The organism is Vibrio sp. M60_M70 (genome assembly GCF_037162085.1).
Taxonomy (GTDB): Bacteria; Pseudomonadota; Gammaproteobacteria; order Enterobacterales; family Vibrionaceae; genus Vibrio; species Vibrio diabolicus.
The window spans coordinates 300,438-322,900 of the sequence record NZ_JARLUL010000002.1 but is presented as its reverse complement, the minus strand read 5'-3'; the positions used below and the strand labels follow the sequence as shown (position 1 = coordinate 322,900).

Here is a 22,463-nt window from a genome sequence, read left to right as displayed (position 1 = left end):
AACTCACATAATAAATCATGAAAAAAAGGAAGTGTCTTCATGCATAATTTTTCAAAAAGTGCAGTGGCAACTTTAATCTCTGGCCTTTTGCTTGGAACTTCAGCGAATGCGGGAGTGAGTATCACACAAGGAAAGACCACGATCCCCGATGGCGAAGCTACACACGCTCAAGACATTACCGTTCAAAACGAACATGTCGCCTTCGCTCTCGCTGTTGAATCAGCACCACCATGGGGAGTACCGCGAGGAACATTGGTCGATTTGGCAGCAGTAAAGAATGGCAAAGTAGACCTTGACCGTGTTGCCTTTGCTGACTTCATTCCTAACAGCTGGTCTGCATGGCCGAATGATCGCAAATCCATTGAAATTATCGAAGACAGCGACAATAAAGCGGTCATTAAAGTGAGCCGCAACTTCGATAACGTTGATATCACAACATGGTATACACTCGCTTCTGGATCTGACTCAATTGCGCTTAAAACGGTCATGACCAATCAAGGTAAAAAAGATCTCGCGTTAGAATCAGGGCACACCATTTGGCCAGACACTGGCTACCAATTTGCCGTGCCGGGATTGGAAGGGAAAGAAGAATCCATGGCCGACCATGCCCTCGCCGATCGCATGGTCGCTTATGATCGAGACTGGGCCTTTGCACTTCATGCTCCTTATTTTGATCGCGTCAAATACAATGGTCGTGACATGTACCTAGGGCATACCTTGAAAGCAGGTGAAAGCCGCACTTTCCAATCCCGATTACAAGTGGTTCCAAATGGAGACATGGCCCCCATTGTCAAGGCAGAAGCTGACCGACTAGGACAAGCGACAGGCACCATCAACGGCCAATTACGCGCAGATAATGGTCGTGTTCCTGAAGATGCTATCGTGATGATCGAAAAAGAAGGACAACCCTATGCCTGGACATTGGCCAAAGATGGCCAGTACAGCATGGCGCTGCCTGAGGGTGAGTACCAAATCTACGGCACAGCGACTGGTCACGCAAACAGCGAGCTGCAATCGATTCAAGTGGCGAGAAATAGCGAGCAAACACTCGATTTTACGTCTCTAAAACGCCCAGCAACTCTCTCACTTCAAGTTGAAGAGGCCACATCAGGTCTGGCCAAAGATGCGAGAATCACCATCCTTGAAGGTCAAGCGCCACCGGTTGAATTTTTGGGTAAACGCACCTTCTTTACCGATCTGCTGCCTGCAGGTCATGCGGAGCTAAAACTGGCACCCGGTCAATACAAATTAGGTATCAACTCTGGTGGAGGCTTTACAGCTAAAACCCAAACATTAGACGTAACTCTAACGTCCGGTAAAACGACGAAGCAACGAGTAGAAGTGCCTCAAGTGACGTTTCCTAACCGTCAGCATTGGTATGGCGCAGATTTACACCATCATGGCAACGTGTTGGAAGGCGTTACTCCGCCAGAAATTGTTGTGCGCGCTCAGTTGGCAACGGATCTTGACCTGACTTTCATTAGCGATCATGACTCAACCATTAACCACCAAACGTTTGCAGAACTATCTGCGAAACGTGGCGTGCCTTTTATTCCGTCGATCGAAGTTTCGCCATCATGGGGACATATGAATCCATTTCCTATCGATAATGGCGCCGAGCTAACGGTCGATCCTGGCACTGCTGACGTTCACACGTTACTTAACGCCGTACATGAGATGGGGGCTGAAGTCGTACCGATGAACCATCCATACAACGATTATGGCTACTTTACGAATATCGCTAAAAATGCAGTCCCTGGTGGTAAAACGGATCGCTTCGACCTTATGGAGCTTAATGCGCGCGTAGACAATGAACCAACGTTGAAGAAAGCGCATAAACTCTGGGACCTGGGTGAAGCAATGTACTTTACAGCGGGAACCGACACCCACGATGCGTGGAACCAACTCACGGGGCAGATTCGAATGATGGCAAGAGTCGATGGCGAGCTAACGCCGTCGAAGTTTGCGCAAGCACTTAAAGCCGGCCATGGCTACGCAACACAAGGCCCTATTCTTTATCCGCAAAACATTATGTTTGGTGAAACAGCAACAGCTGGCGATACGTGGGATATCCACGTCGTTGCAGCCGATGGTCTAAAAGAAATTCGATTGATCGGTAAAGGCGGCAAAGTGCTGAATACCCTGACGATTAACCCGAAAGTTGATACTCAACGCATAGAGCTGTCGCTACCTATACCTAGCGACGCAGAGGGATGGATAAGTTTAGAAGTCGAAGATAAAGACGGCAGCACGGCCTGGAGTAACCCTGTTTGGTTGCAGTCATAGTCTTGATGAATGTCTGACTCGATGGTAAACAAACCTGAGTTCGACGATGAAATAAAGGCGGCACAGTGCCGCCTTTTTCTACTCGATGTTTTACTGCTGTGCAACCGTCACGGGTTTGGTCGCACCACGGTAATCAAACTCAAAACCAATACCTTGATCTGTTACATCCATCGTCATACCACCAACAAGCTCGCCTTGTAAGCTTTTCATAACATCATCAGGTAGCGGTTCACCAGTCACGGCTGACGCACTTTCCAACACTTCCAAAATGCGTTCTGAATCGAAGTCAAAACTGAACAAGCCATTTGGAGAAAGTGGTTGTGCCATCACTTCTTTGCTCGCGTCTTCGGCATTCTCACCACTGTAGAGCGTAAAATGGTTTTCGTTTAAGCGAGCAAACACATCCATCTTCAAGCCTGTGTGCATTTCTAGCAGATCACTGACATTAACTGGCTGGTTATCCGGCTGAATTTGTAATTGAGCAAGTTCAGGGACAAACATTTGCGCGGTTTGAATCAGCATCATTGGATCATTGGCAGATAGAGACAACATACCATCTAGCTGGCTAAATACTTCACCGTGCTGAGCATTAGTGTCAACGTGGATATCAAACATTTGCAGGCTTAATCCTTTCAGGCCGTTAACCATGCCGGAGCCCATGCTCACAGCTGCGGCTGGGTTTTGGCCCCCATCTCTTGCTGCATTTGAGTCAATAAAGAACATTGGTACTGAGGCTGAGTCAAGTCGCTCCAAATCTGACCAATCGATGGCGCTAGCGTATTAATGTCTAAACCAAGCGCCATGCTAAAGAAGCTCTTATCATTGTTCGATTCTGCCAAAACGCCACGAATCGACTTAAGCGCATCTAGAATCACTTTATTTTTCGATTCAACAACAAAAGCACCTTTAATGAATGCCTGCTCGCCTTTCAGCTTGTATTCCGCAAATGCGACGGATTGAGGCCAGTTTTCTGCAACTTTAGTAAGTTCAGTATGACAAGCTGGTGAGCGCATCTCCTGAATAGTCGGCTCAGGATCAATGGCATCCAGCATGCTGACTTGACGCGCAAAGATATTGCCATCTTTCGTCGTCAAACCCTTAACCAATTCACGGTGATCAAAGTAACCGAAAGAGTTATTGTTTTCGCCGTATTTAGCCTGCAACGCCGCTAGGCGTCCACTCTCCGCAATGTTTTGACTTGGTGACTCAAGTCCCAATGCCATTTTAAGCGGGTTTTGAACACCCAGTTGCGGAATATCAACCGTTAACGCAAGTACGTCGTCAACCACGGCAACAACCAAGCCAATGCCATCTTGCGGGTCAACCGAATCTGTCATCTCGTAACGACGAAACTCAACTTCACCGAGTTTAACCAGCTCGTGCTTAGCACCGCTCATCTGCTCTTCGTGATCCAATGTTTTCCATAACGCGGCAGGGTCTTCAATCTTCAATTTGTACACTGGTACCATACCGATTGTGTACAACACAGGATTAATGTTTTCTCCGGTACCTAAATAGGCTTTTAACGTTTCTGGCGATGCAGCGCTCTCCAGATATCCATCAAACAAGTTAACGGCAAACTGTTGCTGTGGAGAAAGTGATTCATCGGCAAAAAGTTCAGCAATCGAGCCTTGGTTAGCCGTGCCAAATGCATTCATGTATTTATAATGATTAAAAGGTTCCGTCTGATACGTCACCATGAGCGAATCCGCAGGAACTTGCGAAAGTAGTGATACTGAATCACTCGGGGTAGTATTGTTTTGGTACAGGTAGCCAGCGCCCCCTGCAGCTGCGACCACTGCTGTAGCCAATAGTAGTTTTTTCACGACCAACTCCGTTGTCATAGTTATGTGTTCCTAAGCGAAAGATCACGCTTAGGTTTAAAGCCTTTGAATAGCACTTTTATATCGACCGCTATCATAAACAAGTTATCGATATAATGAATGTCGGTTTGATAAATTATCCAACATTTATAAGGTAAACCGTGAAGTAAGTTGAATTGCGTGAGGATGCTATTGGCAATATTCACAATCTAATTTCTCGGATAACCACCTTACAAATCAAAATCTTCAGTTCAATAAAGCGATTTGGAGTAACTACGACCAAAAGCGCTAGGATATTAAATCTTTATTGAGTCTTTTATCTAATATCTGAAAACGCCTCACGGCCTGACACTTCTTTCCAATTTGCCTCTAGCGGTCCCCGTTCGTTTTCCTTACATTCCCATTAACTCAGTGACGAGACGTATACCAGATACGAGCAGTAGAAGACGATGAAAGACCAGTTGACGATCTCTATATCAACCATCAATGGCTCCAGACATTGGTACTTCAGTAAAAGGATGCAACGCAATCTAAAAACGTTTTTATGCTTTTTTGTCATTGCTCTGGCCGCAACCGCAATCTTAATTCATCACTTGTACACTCGCGTCGATAATGCCGCGTTAAAACAAGCTGAATTGACAGAACATTCGCGCACTATGGGTGAAGAGCTCAGCACACTGAAAGCATTAAAATCCGAGCTGGAAAGTGATCTCTCAGAGCGAGAAGAACGAGTACAACTTGTTTCGGAGCGTTTGGGAGAGTTAGAGAAAGTCCTTGGAGTTGGAGAACATACTACCACGGATAATTTGGATGCCCGACTTGATGCGGCGGCGATTACGTCGAACGTTCGCATGGTGTTGTTAAACCAAATACCAAGCGGGTCTCCGGTCGGTAAAGCGCGGCTCTCTTCTCGCTTCGGTAAGCGCATTCATCCGGTGACAAAAGTCGCTAAGATGCATCGCGGGCTCGATTTTGCCGTGAATACCGGTACTAAGGTTTATGCCCCAGCAGATGGGGTTGTGGAAGTCACCCGCCGCAGCAATAAAGGCTCTGGTAACTTCCTCAGGCTGCAACATTCTTTCGGTTTTTCGAGTTCTTATTCGCACTTGAAAAAGTTCAAAGTAAAAAGCGGTCAGTTCGTCAAAAAAGGGCAACTGATTGCAATTTCCGGCAACAGTGGGCTCTCTTCTGGCCCTCACCTTCACTACGAGGTGCGTTTTGTTGGGCGAGCACTGAATCCGAAGCCATTTGTCGATTGGAGCCTCAATGATTTCGAAGACATTTTTACTAAGGAGCGAAGAATACGATGGGAATCTTTAATCAAAACCGTGGAACAACGAGTAGCTCAGCAGCTTCAACTCTCATCGCCAAAGGCTGTGCTGTTAGCGGAGAACTCAAAGTAGAAAACGATGTCCAGATTGATGGCATCGTCGATGGTCAAATTAATGTAGAAGGCACTCTCGTCGTTGCAGAAAGCGGCCGAGTAAACGGTGAGATCTACGCTAAGCAACTGATCATCAATGGCATGATGGATGGTAACTGTCACGCAGAACACATTCAAGTACTTGCCAAGGGACGTGTAAGTGGGAGGATCTGGAGTAATAACCTCAGCATCGAACCTGGTGGTAAATTCTTTGGTGAAGCGGCCGAATTACCTGAAAAAGAAGTGGTGACACTGAAAGGAAAGGCTCAAGAAAACGCCAGCACGAAAGAAAACAATACCAACAATGAAAAGCGGCCTACGCGTAAATCAGCGTAAACTCTTTGGTTAAAGTGCATAAAAAAGACGGCTTTCACGCCGTCTTTTTTATTACTAGAGACACGAGCTTCGTCAGAAGCTACAGTGATTATTCGGCCGGGTTTAAAATCATCACCGAGCGCTTTGCTTGTGGACCAAAAGCCGCTCTCGCATGCGCTTTCACTTCTTCTAATGTCACACTCTTAGCCGCGTTTTCAACGTCAAGTAACACATCGACGCCGTAATCATGCACCAAGTAGCGTGTATACGACCATGCGCGCTGAGCAGGGTTATCATCTAATCCTTGCATCGCTACCGCCAATTGCTTCGCTGCCGTATCCACTTCTTTTTGCGTGATGTTCGAAGCTAGGTCATCAAACATTTTGCCTAACTTGCTATCTAAAACTGCCACGTCTTCGGGCTCAACTTGAGATTCCAAGAGCCAATCAGAGATTGGTTCGCGATCTTGCGTCACGGTGTAAATATTTGGGCTGTAATCGAGACTAGACTCTTCTCGCACAATATCCAAGACACGCGCATTACTGATACGTTGCAAAATATCTTCGATAACCGTATCCCTTGCCGTACGTTGGTAATCGTTCGTGTTAGTCAAACGCATTACGTACAACGATGAAGGTTCATGACCATCCGCAACGACTGTTCGCGCCGGCACGTCGGTGTTGAACGCAACATGGTAATCAATCGAACGACCCGGTTTCATCTCGATAGAGGCCACATACTTACGCAAGAGTGGCGTAATTTCTTCCGGCTCGACATTTGCCACAATGACCATCTTAAAACCATCATTGGTTTTGAAAAGTTGCTCATGCACCGCCAATATTTGCTCAGAAGTCACTTGCTCCACATCGTCACTGGACACTATACGATGACGACTACCCGGCAAATAAGAATTACCGTTTGCTTTCTGAATCAGTTTTCCCATCGGCGATTCAAAAAAAGCGCCACTCTGCTGTTTAAACTCTTGCTTTGCTGCCGCCATCTGGCGCTCGTCGACTTTAATCTCCGTCGCTAGGTTGTATAGTCCATTCAACGCGTAAGTTAAATGCGTTGTTGGCGCGGTAATTTGTGAACCGTGACTGGTCGCATCAAGAATCGCGCTAAGCGCAATGTTATTTTTGCGTAAGTAACTGTCTAACTCTGAACCAGAAAATGCCCCTAACCCACTGCGTATCGCCGTCGTTGCAGCGATTTCATACGCAGCATATAACGCTGGATCAACGGCGGCTTTACCGCCTTGGCTCGCATAGTAAATATAAGCTCGACCACCCGCTTTGGCATCTTTTTGGAACCACACTTCGACACCGTTTGATAGCGTATAAACTTGAAAGCCACCCGCTTCCTGACGCATGCTGGTGATGGTACCTTCTTGAGTAGGCTGTAAGAATCCATCCACTTTGTCATACATCTCTAACGGTTTTTCGCCCGTTTGGAGGTAGGCACTGTATAGATCGGTAAATACATCATTGAACTGAGCTGACGTTTCACTTTTCCCTAACCCAATCACAAAGATTGGTTGCTCAGACAACAAGGCATTCAATTGCGTGTTAATGCTCTCTAGGTTCTCGTTGTTGATGAATTCAGACAAACTCTGGGCGTAACTCTCTTTTGATTGACTCACACTGCCTTGGTCAATTTGAAAAACGCGCGCTTCTGCATAACTGTTTGGCTTACGTTGGTCCCAGTCTGAATCAATATTTGCGAGCTCACCTTGCCAATTTGACATGATGCTCTCTAACTCAGATTGGGTCGCACCATAATCTCTCAGTGACGCCAACGTGCTGATGAAAGTTTGATGCATTTGTTCACGACGCTCAGGCCCAAACGAAATACCTGCCGACATCATGCGCTGGTAGTTGGAATAGTAAGGCTGGGCATAAGCATACTGAAAAGGTTCAGCGGCATCATTAAGTACACGAATCAGACGTTGTTGAATTAGCTGTGTTGCGACTTCATCACGCCACACTTGATGCTGCTGTTCAATCGTAGTGCTGCCACTTAGACCACGCTCAATCACTAAATGAAGGCTTGGTGATTCCATCGTGTTACTTGGCAAGATTCGGTTTTGGTTATTCACTCGAATATCGCGGCGCTTCTCTATTACGGTATCCGAGGTGCTTTCCCAGTTCGAGAATTTGTTTTTGATAATATTGGACAGTGAATCCACGTCGATATTACCGGTCACAACCAACTCGGCATTTTGTGGTTGGTACCACTTGTCGTAAAACGCTTTTAGCTTGCTTGATGAGGCATTTTGAATCGCTTCGCGAGTACCAATTGGGTCGTGTTCACCATACATAGTGCCTTCAATCGACGCTTGATAAGCATGCATAGAAAAGGACTTATCATCCGGGTTAGCACGTCGCCATTCACCAAGAATCACCCCTTTTTCTTTCTCTACTTGTTCAGGAGCAAACTGAAGTCCGTTTCCGATATCTCTCATCCACTTCAGGGCATCTTCCAGCTTTGTATTATTGGCAAGATCAAGTTGGTAAGAAGTTTGCTGATAAGTGGTAAAGGCGTTGATATCGGCACCAAAGCTACCACCAGATTGCTCGAAAAGTTTAACAACGTCGTTGCCGGTAAAATGCGTGCTGCCATTAAACGCCATGTGCTCAACAAAGTGAGCGTAACCTTTTTGATTGGCTTCTTCTTGGAATGAGCCGACATTCAGAACCAAACGGACCGATACTTCTTGGTCTTTTGTTGGGTAAAGATGGTATTTCATACCGTTCGATAACTGGTCGACATGCCAGTTGGCGTCAGGCTGAATCGGCGTCGACTGTTGTGTCAGAGCACACCCTGACAGTAATAACGCGGGGACTAACAATATACTGCGCATAACTATTGTCCATAACAATGATTAAGCCGATCAATATAATCCTCGTTCGATGACCTTCACATTTTTAATGGATTATTTACCACTCAAACGTGACGTAAATCACCTTTTAATGAAATCAATTATCATTTACAAAAATAGACAAATCCTTACTTTACAAATAGATAAATAACACAGCTTAAAAGCCTTTTTCTTATTTGATGTAAAACTCAAAATCGCGACATGGAGTCAGTATTTATTTTGAGCAATAAAATATAATTATTGAACAGATTCGAATCTGACTTTCTGCTGCATATTCAACGGCTCGGTGAGTCCTGATGAGAATAAAAACACAACAACTATTATTCAAAGATCTATTATTCGCTTTATGTTCAAAAATCTATCATTAAAAAATAAACTGGCAATCTCTGCCAGTGCTGCCATCATTCTCGGGGGAGTGCTGGTAGAAGGGCTGTCTTTTCGAGATTCATTAAACAGACTGGATGTCGAAGTCGCGCAACGACTAGAAAGCACCAGCGCATCTTACAATCAATACGTAAAGGACTGGTTACTCTCAAAAGAGCGAGCACTGACGTCACTCTCTTCCGATTCAGAGAAGCGTTCTCTGGTTACGCACTTGAAACAAGTCCGAGACTCTGGCGCGTTTGATAACGTCTTTCTCGCTTACCCAGACGGCTCACAAGACAACGCCAATGGGGTGGTTTTGCCACCAGGTAATAACGACCCACGCAAATGGGGTTGGTACACCAACGCCATTGCCAATCCATCGAAAGTCTTTATGGATAACCCAACCGTCGCAGCGGCCACGGGGGCCAACGTCGTGTCGCTCGGTAAAGCCCTGCAACTACATGGTCAAACCGTCGTTCTGGGTGCAGATGTCGAAATTGGAGATATTTTAAACAGCCTCAACCAAGTGATCCTACCGGGTGAAGGTTATATGTTTATTGCCAATGAACAGGGCAATATTTTCACTCATAACGACGGTAAGCTGCTGAATCAACCTGTTAGCAAGCTGGGCCTAAACAACAGCGATATTACCTCTGCCGCACGTTCCGGTACAGAGCGTCGCGTCTCGATTAACAACACCGAATATGTGGTTTACGCGCGCCAAATTGAGGGCACCAAACTCACAACGGTCACAGTGTTAGATCAAAACTCGTTGGTTGCCCCACTTTACGATGCTGTTTGGGATCAAATCATCGCAACCACTATCGTCGTCGTTATCTGTGTGGCTTTGTTTAACCTGCTATGTAACATCTTGTTCCGTCCGCTCTACAATGTTTCGAATGCGCTCGCGCAAATCGCCAACGGTAGCGGCGACCTGACTCAACGCATCAAAGTAGAAAACCGTGACGAAGTTGGTGAACTGGCTGAAAACTTCAACCAGTTCGTTGAAAGTTTGCAGCAACTTATTGGTCACATTCGTCACCAAGCGGAAGAACTGAGCCAACAATCGGAGCTGAGCACGACTCGCGCGAATCAGTCGGTTTCTGATCTGAACCATCAGCAACAAGAAATTACTATGGTGGCGACCGCTGTGACTGAAATGGCATCGGCAACGCAAGAGATTGCAGCGCATGCAGAGCAGACGGCCAAAGCCGCACAAGACTCTTCAGCGAGCACACAAAATGGTCATGAACTGGTGATCAACTCCAAATCGTCCATCAACAATTTGTCTTCTGAAGTCAACCAAGCGAGCGTTGTCATCGGCGAGCTCAACCAGCACGCGCAAGACATCTCTACAGTACTATCAACGATTCGAGACATCGCAGAGCAAACCAACTTACTGGCTCTGAATGCGGCGATTGAAGCGGCGCGTGCAGGTGAGCAAGGTCGCGGTTTTGCCGTTGTTGCAGACGAGGTGCGCGTGCTATCACAACGCACACACACCTCAACCGAAGAGATTCGCTCGACGATCGAGACTTTACAACAGACCACACAACGCGCTGTGACCATCATGGATACAAGCTCTCAACTTGCCCAAGGATCAGTGGAAGATGCCGATCGCGCAGCACTGGCTCTGGATGAAATCAACGCGGCCGTTGCGCTGATCAGCGATATGGCAACGCAAATCGCGACCGCAGCCGAAGAGCAAACGCACGTAACCAATGAAATCACACAAAACGTCACGTCAATTAAAGATGTGACTGATCACTTGGTGGTTGGTGCCGAAGAATCGATGAATCAATCTGCTGAGCTGAAATCACAAGCCGAGGATCTCAACTCGAAAGTAGCGACGTTTAAACTGGCTTAAACGCCACGTTAGGAACGCACTTAAAAACAACAAACCCCGCTAGCAAATGTATAACTAGCGGGGTTTATTTTTATGGCTCGACGTTTTTATTGCAGATAGCTTTCGAAAGACGTAAACCTACACCGCCACACACATCGGCGTACCTGAGATTGGGTCGTTAAATACTCTCGCTTGTAAATCAAACACCGATGCCAACATGCCCTCTGTTAGTACCTCTTGCGGCGTTCCCTGAGTGACTAACTGACCTTTTTCCAACACCACCAAATGATCACAGTAACGGCAAGCTTGGTTTAGATCGTGCAGCACTACCACCACAGTTTTGCCTTTGTCGTTCATCTGCCTCATAAGTTTCATCAGCTCAACTTGGTGAGAGAGATCCAAGTAAGTGGTTGGTTCATCAAGCATCACTACGTCAGTATCTTGCGCCATTACCATCGCAATCCACGCCCTTTGTCTTTGACCACCAGACAACGATTCAACTGGCTTGTCAGCAAACTCTATCACGCCAGTATCTTGCATTGCTTGCTCGACTAAGGCTTTGTCTTGTTGACTTAACCGGCCCCAATGAGAGAGGTAAGGCGAGCGGCCATATTCGACCAGTTTTCTGACGGTAATACCTTCAGGGCTGACAAGAATTTGCGGCAGCAAAGACAACGAACGCGCCAAGCGTTTATCGCCGTAGTTGCTTAGTGGTTTTTCGTCATACAACACTTGGCCGGAAGCTGGCTTGTTAATGCGTACCAAGGTTTTTAATAATGTCGATTTACCGCAACCATTTGGGCCAACTAGTGCGGTAATTTTACCTTGAGGAATCGACAAAGAGAGATCTGGAATGATGATCTGTTTGCCGTACGCGACGGATAAGTTCTGCGTTCGTAACATGCTTACCAACCTCTATAACGATACAAAAGAAAAATGAAATATGGTGCGCCAATAACAGATGTCAGCACTCCCGCTGGTAGCTCAATTGGCGGCTGTAAGCCTCTCGCTAAACCATCGGCGCAAATCACCAACAAAGCGCCAAGGGTTGCAGCGGCTGGAATCAACAACTTGTGGTTGTGGCCAAACAGCAAACGCGCAAGATGCGGCGCAAGCAGGCCAACAAAGCTGATCGTGCCTGCCACAGACACACTGATGCTCGCCAATAGCACGGCAGCAATCAACGCAAGAATTTGGATCTGTCTTGGTTTCGTGCCAAGCGTAGTGGCGCTCTCTTCTCCCAGTCCCATCACATCTAGCCGCCAAGCCAGCCAAAACGCCAATGGCAGTAGCAGCAATAGAGCACTCCAAATAAACGGCACTTGTTGCCAGTTTCGTCCCCACAAACTGCCGGTTAGCCATACCATTGCCGTGTTGATTTCGATAGGGTGCACAATCAGAAGAAAGTCGATACCGCTGGCTAAAAATGCGCTGACAGCAACACCAATCAGCGCCAAGCGCGCAGGTGTTGGCTTCGACCAATAAGCCAGAACAGCAATAAAGCCTGCAGCAAGCAAACCTCCCGCCATGGCGACCATCGGCAACATTGCCACTGGCGCATTTGGATACAGCACCAAACAAGCGGTAGCCGCCAACCCTGCACCTGCGCTTATCCCCATTAAATCTGGGGAGGCAAGTGGATTACGGATGACGCCTTGCACTAAAACGCCTGATAGCCCTAACCCAGCGCCCACGCCAATGGCGAGCAACATTCTCGGCAGTCGATATTGGTGAATCACAAAGTCCGAATCAGAGAAAGAAAACAGCAATGCAAAAACCTGTTGAGCCGATAGATTCGCCGCGCCAACAAACAACGTGAGAGAAGACGCAATCAGCAAAAGCCCAAGCAGTGCCATCAGTTTGGTTTGATTCATCATGATGATTTCCTCATTGCAATCGCGATAAAGCAAGGAGTGCCCAACAGTGCGGTAATCACGCCCACCGGCGTTTCGGCCGGAAAGGCAATCGCGCGTGACAAAGCATCTGACCACGTCACCAATGCCGCGCCACACAAAGCGGAAACCGGAATGAGAATGTGATAGTTGTGACCAACAATCGGGCGTACCAAGTGCGGCACTAACAACCCGACAAAGCCAATTGGCCCAGCAATCGCCACGCTAGTACCCGCCAACAGCACAACCGCTAAACCACTGATTAATCGCGTAAGACGAATGTTACCACCCAACCCGACAGCCACTTCGTCCCCCAACGCGAGTAAATTTAAGTTTCGCGCTAAGCCCATAGCGAGCGCCAAACCTAAAGTCGCAAAAGGCCACAGTTGCTGCCACTGCTGAGAATCTACCGCAGAGAGTGAACCCGTTAACCAATGCAACACGCTGTAAGCCATGTCATCTGCCAAGATTACCGACGCACGAGTCAACCCTATCAGTAGCGCACTGATGGCAATGCCCGCCAACACCAAACGCAACGGGTGAGAACGCGCAGAGAAAAAACCACCCAACAACATGACCGCACCACCACTTAGTAGCGCGCCGAATACTGCGTTGATGATTGGGTTCAATTGACTAAAGAATGGTGCGCCGATGGAGGCCAAGGCCATAAAACACGCCGCACCAGCATTAATGCCGAGAATGGATGGCGACGCCAAAGGGTTACGAGTTAACCCTTGCATCAGCACGCCAGATACCGCAAGCGAAGCACCAATCAATAACCCCGCATAGGCGCGAGGAGCTCGCAACGTCGCAAGAATTTGATGCAGCATATTGCCCTCATCAAATGCAAACCAATAGCTTGTCAGGTCATTAACACTCAAGGAAAAGTTAGACCAGCCAATCATTGAGGTTGCATAGCCTGAGAGCGTACACAACGCCATAGCACAGACAAACAAGCTCGCTTTCCAATGCGATTTGCTAACCGAAGACGCGCTTTCCGAGCTTATCGCCGCACTCATGAGCGCTCCAATAACGCTTCAAGATTGCGGGCAATTTCTTCCGCAGCCAACATGCCGCGATTTAACGACCACAGTTCAGGAGAAACCTCAACAAGTTGCTGTTTTTTCGCAGCAGTTAGCAACCTAAACAATGGGTTTTTGCGCCACTCATCCACAATATTTGGTTGAGAGTAAAGTCCAACTAACAACCAATCAGGGTTGGTTTTTAGTAAAAGTTCGAAACTGGTTGGGATATACGCTTTTTGCTCAGATGGAGCCAGCGGGCTTTGGATGCCCAGCGTACTCAAAACGCCCCCAGCGTAAGAAACCGGGCTATGCAGCCACATCCCTTTGTCAGAAACCACACCAAACTGAATGGTTTCTTGTGTCGCAAAATGCTGTTTGAACTCCGCCATTGTCTGTTTGTGCTGCTCAATTCGTTGTATCATTTTCGCTTGTTTGCCAATTGCCACGCCGATTTTGTGTGCGGATTCGAGATTTTCTTGATATGTCTCACCACGGCTTTTTAGCAGCAAGGTTGGCGCAATTCGCTGCAAATCTTGACAAATCGCACGATGACGTTCTGCATCAGCAATGATCAAATCCGGCTTGAGCACCGCAATCGCCTCTAAACTCGGTTGTGAGCGCATGCCGACCGATTGCCAAGGTTCAATCTTGGCTCGAACAGCAGGGATAACTCGTGTGGCATCGTTGTCATCGGCAACGCCTACCGGTGAGACATCGACTGCCGCTAATGCATCGACAAACGAAAACTCTAAAACCACAATACGTTGAGGTATCGCTTCTAGCTCAAACGTGCCTTGCTCATCTTGCACGCTGCGCGCCTGAGAAAATGCGCTAAATGACATCAAAGCTGAGCTCAGTAGCATCAGCAAAACGGTTGAAAAGTGTTTGATCGTAAATTGTTTTTTATTTTTCATCTTGCTTTTTTCCAGTGCTAAGAGTTTTCCAGTACCTAAGATCGGCAAAGTCGCCAAGGTAAATTGGCGACTTTTCTTTTCAAACTCGGTGAACGAAACGCTTAAAACTGATAGTTCAGATCCAGTGTGTAAGAGCGTCCCGGAGCTGGGTACCGACCAACTGGGCTTGTATCAATCCCGCGGAAGTAATACTCCTCGTCAAACAAGTTGTTCACCGCAACATTCATGCGTAACTTGCCTTTGTCGTCTTTGTATAAATCCGTCCCCAAGTTGAAATTCCACACCATGTAAGATGGTACTTTACCCGTTGCGCCTGTTGCATCTTCGGCACTAGTGTTGGCGTTATCGGTATACGAGTCACTGAAGTAGAAACCCGATAGCGTGGTGTCCATGCCGTAAAATGCGTAGGTTGCATCCCAACCAAGCTGATGCTTAGAGGTGTAAGGCAGTTGATTACCTTTATTCGCGCCTTCTTCTTCAAGCGTAGCGTCTAGATAGTTGTAGCTTGCGCCTAAACTCAGTGCAGGTAGTGCTTCAGGCACGTAACGAGCAGAAAGCTCTATGCCTTGGTGAAGTGTTTTTCCGATGTTATCGAAGGTCTGCGTTGAGCTTTGCCATTGCAATTGATCTTCAAAGTCGATGCGATAAAGTGCAGCGTTAAAGCTGGTCGCATCTTGGGTGTAACGCGCGCCGACTTCGTAGTTCCAAGCCAGTTCGCTACCTTCTTCACCCAAACCTCGGATGTAGGCAATTTGTGGCGCACGAAGTGATTTTTGCGCGTTCGCATACGTCACCCACTGGTCAGTTAAGTTGTATGCCACCGTCAAACCTGGCAACCATTCCGTCACGGTGTTGTCTGCCGTTTGTTTTTTACCACGATCGGTAAACGTCATTCGAACCGACTCAACACGCAACCCAGGCGTTACCTTCAATGTATCATTGAACAAACCAATTTCGTTGCTAACGTATCCAGCAAACGCGTCCGTATCTAGATGCCAATCACGCGGAACGCTGGTTGCACCACCGGCGATTGGAGTCTGAGTGAGTTTGTAGTCAATGTCTTCATTAACATAACGGGTACCCACGATCCAGTTTTGAGTAACGGATTTACCTTCGCCAAAGTACATCGCCATTTTTGGCTCTATACCATACACGGTAAATTCACGTGGAGAGGTACGAACGTCCGTCGCAGGCAGAGCCGGATCCGCCCAATGGCCACCCGCGCTGTTAAAGCCCCACTTAAAAAGACGCTCTGACTTGTGACCAAACGTTAGCACTTCTAGCTCGGCACTGTCGGCAAATGGCAAATCGTGGATGTACTTAACACTCCAGCGCGTCGACTTACCTTCATAATCATCGTAAGGACGTTTCGATTGATGACGATCTTGCTCGTAATCTTGTGGCGAAAGTGCGCCCGGCATTTGCGTTTCAGCATCGTAACGTTGCAGGAATGCTTGAATCTCTTGAGTATCACTCAATAGCCACTGTGCTTTAGCTTGAAAATTCTTCACGTCCGTATCGGAATGTTCACGGAAGCTTTCGCCTTTTAGGAAGTTACCCTCCAACTGCAGCGCGAATGTGTCGCTTAACCAACCGCCCGTGCGTAGGTAAAAATCATTCAGCGGCGCATCACCGCCATCAAACACGGTAAGGCGGTTACTGATTTCAGTTTGCCAAGTGTGTGGAATCGGTTTGGTCACTAAGTTGATCACACCACCGACGTTGTTTGGACCGTACTGCACTGCGGCACCGCCGCGTACAATGTCAATACGATCAAGCATCGACAGTGTTGCTGGGAAGATAGACTGACCAGTGTGACCATATGGCGCAAGTGTTAGCGGTACACCATCCATCAAGAACTGAGCATGACCACTACGGCTTGCTTTCAAACCACGTACAGAAATGTTAGGCAATACGCCTGTTCCGCTTTCATCCTGAACTTTAATACCCGGAACGCGCTGTAGCGCATTATCAATCGAACCTGCGGCGGTTTTCTCAATTTGATCACGGGTAATGACGGTACGAGCACCTGGGTACTCTTTGACGTCTTCAATGTCAGAGTTGCCAATCACGCTGCCAGTGACAACCACCGTTTCCATCACGGTGGTTTCGTTTTTTGCGGCAGGAGCGGCAACCGCGTTCATGGAGGTGGCAGAAGCGATAGCAATCGCGAGCACACTGTAAGTGGTAGACAAACCAGCACGTACACGCACTTTACCATCCAAATTCTGGTAAGACATTAAGGTCTCCTTTGCGAGAAATTGAGCCTCGGGCAGAACATTTCCCGTAGGCTCTCGGGGCTAAAACATCCTCAATAAGAGGCAAAAAATCGGCTAACGTGCGCCAACTACGCACAACAAGCCTAGAACTGGTATCCGTAGCTAAGCATGAACTCGGCTGGTGCGCCGTAGCCAATCTGGTTTAGGCCAGACGTGCCGTTTGTTGCGCCAAGAATGTATTTCTCATCCAAAATGTTGTAAGCGTTCGCTTGGATCTTGTGACGACCAGTGGTGTACGCCGCCATCAAATCCACCGTGGTGTAATCGCCAAGTGCGACGGCTTCGTCGTTACCTGCATAACGGTCGCCCACGTATTTCACGCCGCCACCCAAACGCCAGTTGTCATCCAATTGGTAAGTGCTCCAAAGGGAGAACAAGTGGTCTGACACATCGTTCGGCTTTTTACCTGTGGCTTTGTCTTCTGCGTCCAAGTAGCTGTAACCAACAGAGATATCCCACTGTTTGGTGATTTGGCCACGAGCTTCTAGCTCAATGCCTTGGTGACGTACTTCAATTTTGTCGATGACATCGCCGTCCACGTTGGTTTGTGGCTGCTCTTGATCGATCTGGAACAGTGCCGCATTCAACATTAATGCGTTCTCCAGCAGGTACGCTTTCGCCCCCACTTCTTTTAAGTCGGTATGGAAGAATTCCGCCAACTTTGGATTGATGTAGATGCCTGCGTACGGCAACTGCCAAGAGCGCGCTAAACTGGCGTAAACGGATGTGTCGTAATTGATGCGGTATACCAAACCAGCGCGATAGCTGACTTTGTCATCGTCCAATTTTTCCTTTCCTGCGCCCGCTTTTTGCTGTTCGAGATCCATCGAGTCGTAACGCACGTTACCGATCACAGAAAGGTCGCCCCACGTGTACACATCTTGTACGTACACACCCGTGGTTGTGGTGGTATTGTCACGGAATGGTTTGAAGCCCGGATCGGGTGTTGGGCCCACAACTGGGTTGTAGATATTTTGCGGAGGAAGCGTTTTGTCACTTGCCAACGTCAGGTCGATATCAATTTGGTTGAAATCCGCGCCCAACATCAATTGGTTGTCGTTGGTTTCCCAAATCAGCTCAGATTGCAAAGTGGTCGTAGTACGAGGGTCGTAGCCAAAGTTATTCACGGTTTGAGACACTTCATTGCCCGTCACTTTGCCCTGACGCGTGCCTTTTTGCTCAAGTTCGATATGGTTGAACGCCGCTCGGTTGTTCCATACCCATTGATCGTTCAAACGCCATTCGTAGTCCACTGCAACGCGAAGACTGTCCGACTCCTGATAATCGTTCGTGCCACCAAAGTAAGTACTCACTGGCAAATCAACTGGCTTGCCATTTTTTGATGGCACACCACGATATGGCACTAATTCTTGATGGGCGTATTCAACGTCAATATCAATGGTGTGACCGTCCGCTGGCAACACGCGAATGGTCGGTGCAATGAAGAAATCGTTTGAATCAACATGATCAACGTACGAGTCGGCTTGACGGTATTCCAAGTTAATACGCCCGTTGACCTTATCTGTAAACGCCATTGAGCTGTCGACCTGACCAACATACTGGTTGTTGCTGCCTACACTGCCGTTTACGTGAGTAAAATTCTCACCGTTAGCGCGTTTCGTCACCAAGTTGATGATGCCCCCAGCCGAACCACGGCCATACAAAGCACCCGCTGGGCCTTTCACAATTTCAACGCGTTCAACGTTCGCTAAGCTGCGGTAAGACTGCAACGTACCGTCATCTCGCAAGCCATCACGATACATATCGTTGAGTGAATCAAAACCGCGAATCATGAACTGGTCACGGCTGCCTTCGCCCAAGGTGTTATTGACCCCGGCCACCCCATCTAGCGCATCCACTAAACGCACCGCGCCTCGATCTTGCATTTCTGTTTTCGTTACTACGGATACCGCTTGTGGCACATCAAGCCATTCCACATCGGTTTTGGTGCCTGATTGAGGCATGTGTTCAGCATAACCTTCATACTGATGCCCGAAGACTTGAATCGTTTCAGTTGCTGATGAGGTTGAGTTCGTCTCTTCTGAAGCCACTGCGCTTGGTGCTACTAGTGAAGAACCAATCGCGACCGCCAAGGGGGTCAGGGTCAATAATTTATTCATTCCATAATTCCGTTTAGTTGTTATAAAGCCAACGGATGGAAATAAGAACAAATATTATTTCTATTTGCAATATTAATTTTATGCTCTATATTTATTTACCCTAAAAACACAACTAACAACAAAAAAAACAAACATAATAACAATAAACACTAAAACTTCTGCCCTCCGTCTCGCGAGAGGCACATTGGAAGACGACCGTGAGCGACTTTATCAACGTTAGAAGAAAATGTTAGAAAATTAGGAAAGCTCATGAAATCTACGATGATTATCGTAAGTCATGTCGTTAACGATGCAGTCACTCACGGCTTCGTGCCTGCAGCTAAAGCGATGGACCTTCACGTCGTTCTTATCACCGACCATAAGCTCAGCCATTTAGAGCTGGCGAGTCATGATAGTCACTTTAATCCGGATACCATTCTAGAATGTGATGTCTTCAACCCATTAGAACTCATCGAAACCATCACGGAGCATGAATTAAAGCCAGACGCTATTTTTAGCAATAGTGATCACTTACAAACTTCCACCGCCATCTGCGCGCAATTTTTTGGTCTACCAGCCAAAGATTGGTCTGTCACGTTAAAGGCCAAAAACAAACACTTAACTCGACAAGTGTTAAATGAAAAAGCCCTACCCAACACACAAAGCTGTTTGCTGCACCGCCATTCGAATGTGGCATTAGGCATGGCCTTTCCTGTCGTAGCGAAACCCAAAGAAGGCGTGGCAAGTTTAGATGTACAGCGCTGTGACTCCCAAAGCGAGCTCGATGCATACTGCGATACGTTCTGGCAAAAGCACCCAAACGCCACCATTCTGGTGGAGCAGTTTCTTCAAGGACCGTTGGTTACGCTCGAAACTTTAGGAGACGGTAACCAACTTATCGCCGTGGGCGGTTTTGATGTGTCGCTCTCTGAGCCGCCTTACTTCATCGAAACCGCCGCAGACTGGAACGGACCAAACGGCATTGCTCATCGAGAAGCTTGCTTGGCTCAACTGAAAGCGTTCGGCGTTGGTTTTGGAGTTTGTCACAGCGAATTTATCATTACGGAAAGTGGCCCGGTTCTGGTGGAAATTAACTACCGCAGTATTGGAGATGGCCGCGAATTCTTGCTCAACAATCTCGCTCCCTTCGGTTGGTTTAGCACGATTTTGGGTCTGCATCTGGGTCGAAGATTGGACGGCGATTACCAAATTCATGGGTCAGCGCACGTGCACTACGTAGTTGCGGAACACAGTGGTGTGATTGACGGAGGTTCGACGTCGTTCATCCAACACGATGACGATATCATCACCCAGCAACAGGTACTAAAAACCGCTGGAGAACACTTCCAACAGAGTTATTCCAATAAGGATTATCTCGCCCGAATTTCGATTGTCTCACCATCAGGGCGAAACCTCGACCAAGCGCTGCAGAACGCACTTAGCAATTTCGATCTAGCTCCGACTCGTGAGGTGGCAGCATGAATGACAACGCTTTGTATCTAACGCAACGATTGATCGACACTTGCTTACGCGAAGACATGTTTGGCATTTTGTCGAAGGCCAAGTTCAGCAACACCACACCAAAAGGAGCGATTACAGCTAAAAATGAGCAAGTCTGGCTGATATTTGCCAACTCTGGTTTCACGTTGTATTTACCTGTTGCGCCAACGTATTACATGCAGCACTGGCGCTACGGTCATGCCAATGACGAAACACCACAAGGTTGGTGGGTGGAGAAAAATGGCCAAGTCGAACATCAACAACATTACAAAGAGTGGATTGCACTCCTAACGACACTGGCGCATGAGAGCTCTCACGAATTGTTGGCGGGGTATCTTCAAGAGCTGGAATGTGCAGAGAAACACAAAGCGCTGTGTGACCAAGCGTTTCATCATCACGCCGACCACATTTCTCAACCAATATCCGAGCTTGGTTCTTGGCATAAAAAGCTACTGCTTGCCGACCAGATCGCTTCTTACCTTGACCACCCGTACTATCCAACTGCGCGTGCGAAGTTTGGTCTGAGCGATGAAGACCTTGCTAAGTACGCGCCCGAGTTCGCACCAAGCTTTGCTCTGCATTGGATTGCGATTGAAAAATCACTGGTGACATTAACCAGCGAACAACCTGATTGCTGGCCGACAATGGAGCAAGTTGGGCTTCCTGCTGATTTTACACTGAGCCACGTACTGTTCCCTGCGCATCCGCTCACCCTTCGCTCTTTAGAAGCCTTACCCGAAGGCATGATAGAAGCGCCGTTTACGTACCTAGACGTGACGCCAACGCTTTCCGTTCGTACTGTGGTAGTCAACGAAGCGCCGCATATTCACATCAAAGTTCCGCTGATCATGCGATCGCTAGGCACGAAAAACATTCGCTTAATCAAGCCTTCAACACTGTATGACGGCCACTGGTTTGAACGTCTACTCAGCCACCTTGAACAAACGGATGCCGACTTAAACACTCGCTTGTTCCATTGCAACGAAAAACACGGTGGGCACGTCGGCGAGGATAAAACCTTCGCGTACATCGTACGTGAGTACCCACTTACTCATTGCGAAGATAAAGCGTTAGTTCCGGTTGCAGCACTGGCTAGCCCAATGCCTGACGGTCGCTTGTTTTTAGAACATTTGGCGGAGCAGTACTATCAACAAGATACGCTGGCTTGGTTCCAAGATTACGTCGACCTATTATGCCAAGTGCACCTCACCTTGTGGCTTCGTTATGGCATCGCATTGGAGTCCAACCAGCAAAACGCCATCATTGCATTTGATCAACAGGGCAAAATGACGCTCGCGATGAAAGACAACGACGCGGCGCGAGTTTGGCCAGAGCGCTTCCGCTTTGCAACAGACCATGCTGCCGAAAAACACGGCGCAAAAACACTTCCAGTGGATTGCGATGAACTGCTCGATCAACGCATCAAAGTCGACAGTGAATTGGCACTCGGTCAGATGTTTACCACCATCACACTGCAACTGGATATCGCAGCGATTGTAGAATCTATGGCAGCGAAGGGCATTGCCTCTTCAGCATCGCTTTACGCCATCGTGGCCAAAAGCATTGCAGAGCAACTCAACCGATTAGAAGGCGAAGGGTTAGAAACAAAACTGGCACACGAGTTACTGCAAGAGGCGCCTGATTTGTATGCCAAGTACTTGTTGAGCTCTGGCAGTTTGCTCTCGAAAGAGGCCTCCGGCGCGAGCGACATCAATAAGTTCTATGGTTTGTCGGCTCCGAACTTCTTACTGCTTTCTAGCGAAGAAGCGCAACGCGCCTACTTAGAAGCCATCAAAAAAAGCGTACGTTAAACGATT

13 protein-coding genes and 1 pseudogene are annotated in these 22,463 nt (G+C 47.7%); 6 read left to right on the top strand and 8 right to left on the bottom strand.

Translation table 11 applies throughout. The features are described from left to right. Positions 1-39: 39 nt before the first annotated feature. Complete coding sequence (locus P4S59_RS17240) at positions 40-2,286, top strand: CehA/McbA family metallohydrolase (RefSeq protein ID WP_337168753.1); 2,247 nt, start codon at positions 40-42, stop codon at positions 2,284-2,286. 90 nt (positions 2,287-2,376) lie between these two features. On the opposite strand, the pseudogene P4S59_RS17235 reads toward P4S59_RS17240, so the two are convergent. Beyond that, positions 2,377-4,130, bottom strand: a pseudogene (locus tag P4S59_RS17235) (hypothetical protein). 428 nt (positions 4,131-4,558) lie between these two features. On the opposite strand from P4S59_RS17235, the gene P4S59_RS17230 reads away from it, so the two are divergent. Both P4S59_RS17230 and P4S59_RS17225 read left to right on the top strand, forming a co-directional pair. Next, the gene (locus P4S59_RS17230) at positions 4,559-5,512 is read left to right on the top strand and encodes a M23 family metallopeptidase (RefSeq protein WP_005395595.1); all 954 of its coding nucleotides are present in this window, start codon (positions 4,559-4,561) and stop codon (positions 5,510-5,512) included. Then, the gene (locus P4S59_RS17225; protein ID WP_170892482.1) at positions 5,416-5,868 is read left to right on the top strand and encodes a bactofilin family protein; all 453 of its coding nucleotides are present in this window, start codon (positions 5,416-5,418) and stop codon (positions 5,866-5,868) included. Before P4S59_RS17230 ends, P4S59_RS17225 begins: the two co-directional genes overlap by 97 nt. Positions 5,869-5,956: 88 nt before the next feature. Here P4S59_RS17225 and P4S59_RS17220 read toward each other — a convergent pair whose 3' ends face one another. Beyond that, on the bottom strand, positions 5,957-8,707 hold the full coding sequence (locus P4S59_RS17220) for a M16 family metallopeptidase (RefSeq protein ID WP_337168752.1): 2,751 nt from the start codon (positions 8,705-8,707) through the stop codon (positions 5,957-5,959). A 364-nt stretch (positions 8,708-9,071) separates the two neighbouring features. Here P4S59_RS17220 and P4S59_RS17215 point away from each other — a divergent pair, with 364 nt between their 5' ends. Then, complete coding sequence (locus P4S59_RS17215; RefSeq protein WP_301660143.1) at positions 9,072-10,958, top strand: methyl-accepting chemotaxis protein; 1,887 nt, start codon at positions 9,072-9,074, stop codon at positions 10,956-10,958. Between the two features lie 117 nt (positions 10,959-11,075). On the opposite strand, the gene fecE is transcribed toward P4S59_RS17215, so the two are convergent. The 6 genes from fecE to P4S59_RS17185 all read right to left on the bottom strand — a co-directional run bounded on the left by fecE (position 11,076) and on the right by P4S59_RS17185 (position 19,167). After that, positions 11,076-11,840: a Fe(3+) dicitrate ABC transporter ATP-binding protein FecE gene (fecE, locus tag P4S59_RS17210; RefSeq protein ID WP_337168751.1), complete on the bottom strand. Its 765-nt coding sequence runs from the start codon at positions 11,838-11,840 to the stop codon at positions 11,076-11,078. 2 nt (positions 11,841-11,842) lie between these two features. Beyond that, positions 11,843-12,814, bottom strand: coding sequence for a FecCD family ABC transporter permease (locus P4S59_RS17205; protein WP_225461400.1), 972 nt, complete (start codon positions 12,812-12,814; stop codon positions 11,843-11,845). Continuing rightward, positions 12,811-13,770, bottom strand: a complete 960-nt coding sequence (locus tag P4S59_RS17200) for a FecCD family ABC transporter permease (RefSeq protein WP_443089051.1) — start codon at positions 13,768-13,770, stop codon at positions 12,811-12,813. The genes P4S59_RS17205 and P4S59_RS17200 overlap by 4 nt, the downstream gene beginning before the upstream one ends. A 74-nt stretch (positions 13,771-13,844) precedes the next feature. Next, positions 13,845-14,768, bottom strand: coding sequence for a Fe(3+) dicitrate ABC transporter substrate-binding protein FecB (locus P4S59_RS17195; RefSeq protein WP_337168749.1), 924 nt, complete (start codon positions 14,766-14,768; stop codon positions 13,845-13,847). Between the two features lie 101 nt (positions 14,769-14,869). After that, complete coding sequence (gene pvuA / locus P4S59_RS17190; RefSeq protein ID WP_337168748.1) at positions 14,870-17,008, bottom strand: TonB-dependent siderophore vibrioferrin receptor PvuA; 2,139 nt, start codon at positions 17,006-17,008, stop codon at positions 14,870-14,872. Between the two features lie 122 nt (positions 17,009-17,130). Continuing rightward, positions 17,131-19,167 (bottom strand): TonB-dependent receptor, encoded by a 2,037-nt coding sequence (locus P4S59_RS17185; RefSeq protein WP_150917443.1) that lies wholly within the window; start codon positions 19,165-19,167, stop codon positions 17,131-17,133. Positions 19,168-19,416: 249 nt separating this feature from the next. Here P4S59_RS17185 and P4S59_RS17180 point away from each other — a divergent pair, with 249 nt between their 5' ends. Further along, the gene (locus tag P4S59_RS17180) at positions 19,417-20,628 is read left to right on the top strand and encodes an ATP-grasp domain-containing protein (RefSeq protein ID WP_337168747.1); all 1,212 of its coding nucleotides are present in this window, start codon (positions 19,417-19,419) and stop codon (positions 20,626-20,628) included. Further along, positions 20,625-22,457 (top strand): IucA/IucC family protein, encoded by a 1,833-nt coding sequence (locus P4S59_RS17175; protein WP_337168746.1) that lies wholly within the window; start codon positions 20,625-20,627, stop codon positions 22,455-22,457. Before P4S59_RS17180 ends, P4S59_RS17175 begins: the two co-directional genes overlap by 4 nt. Positions 22,458-22,463 lie beyond the last annotated feature (6 nt).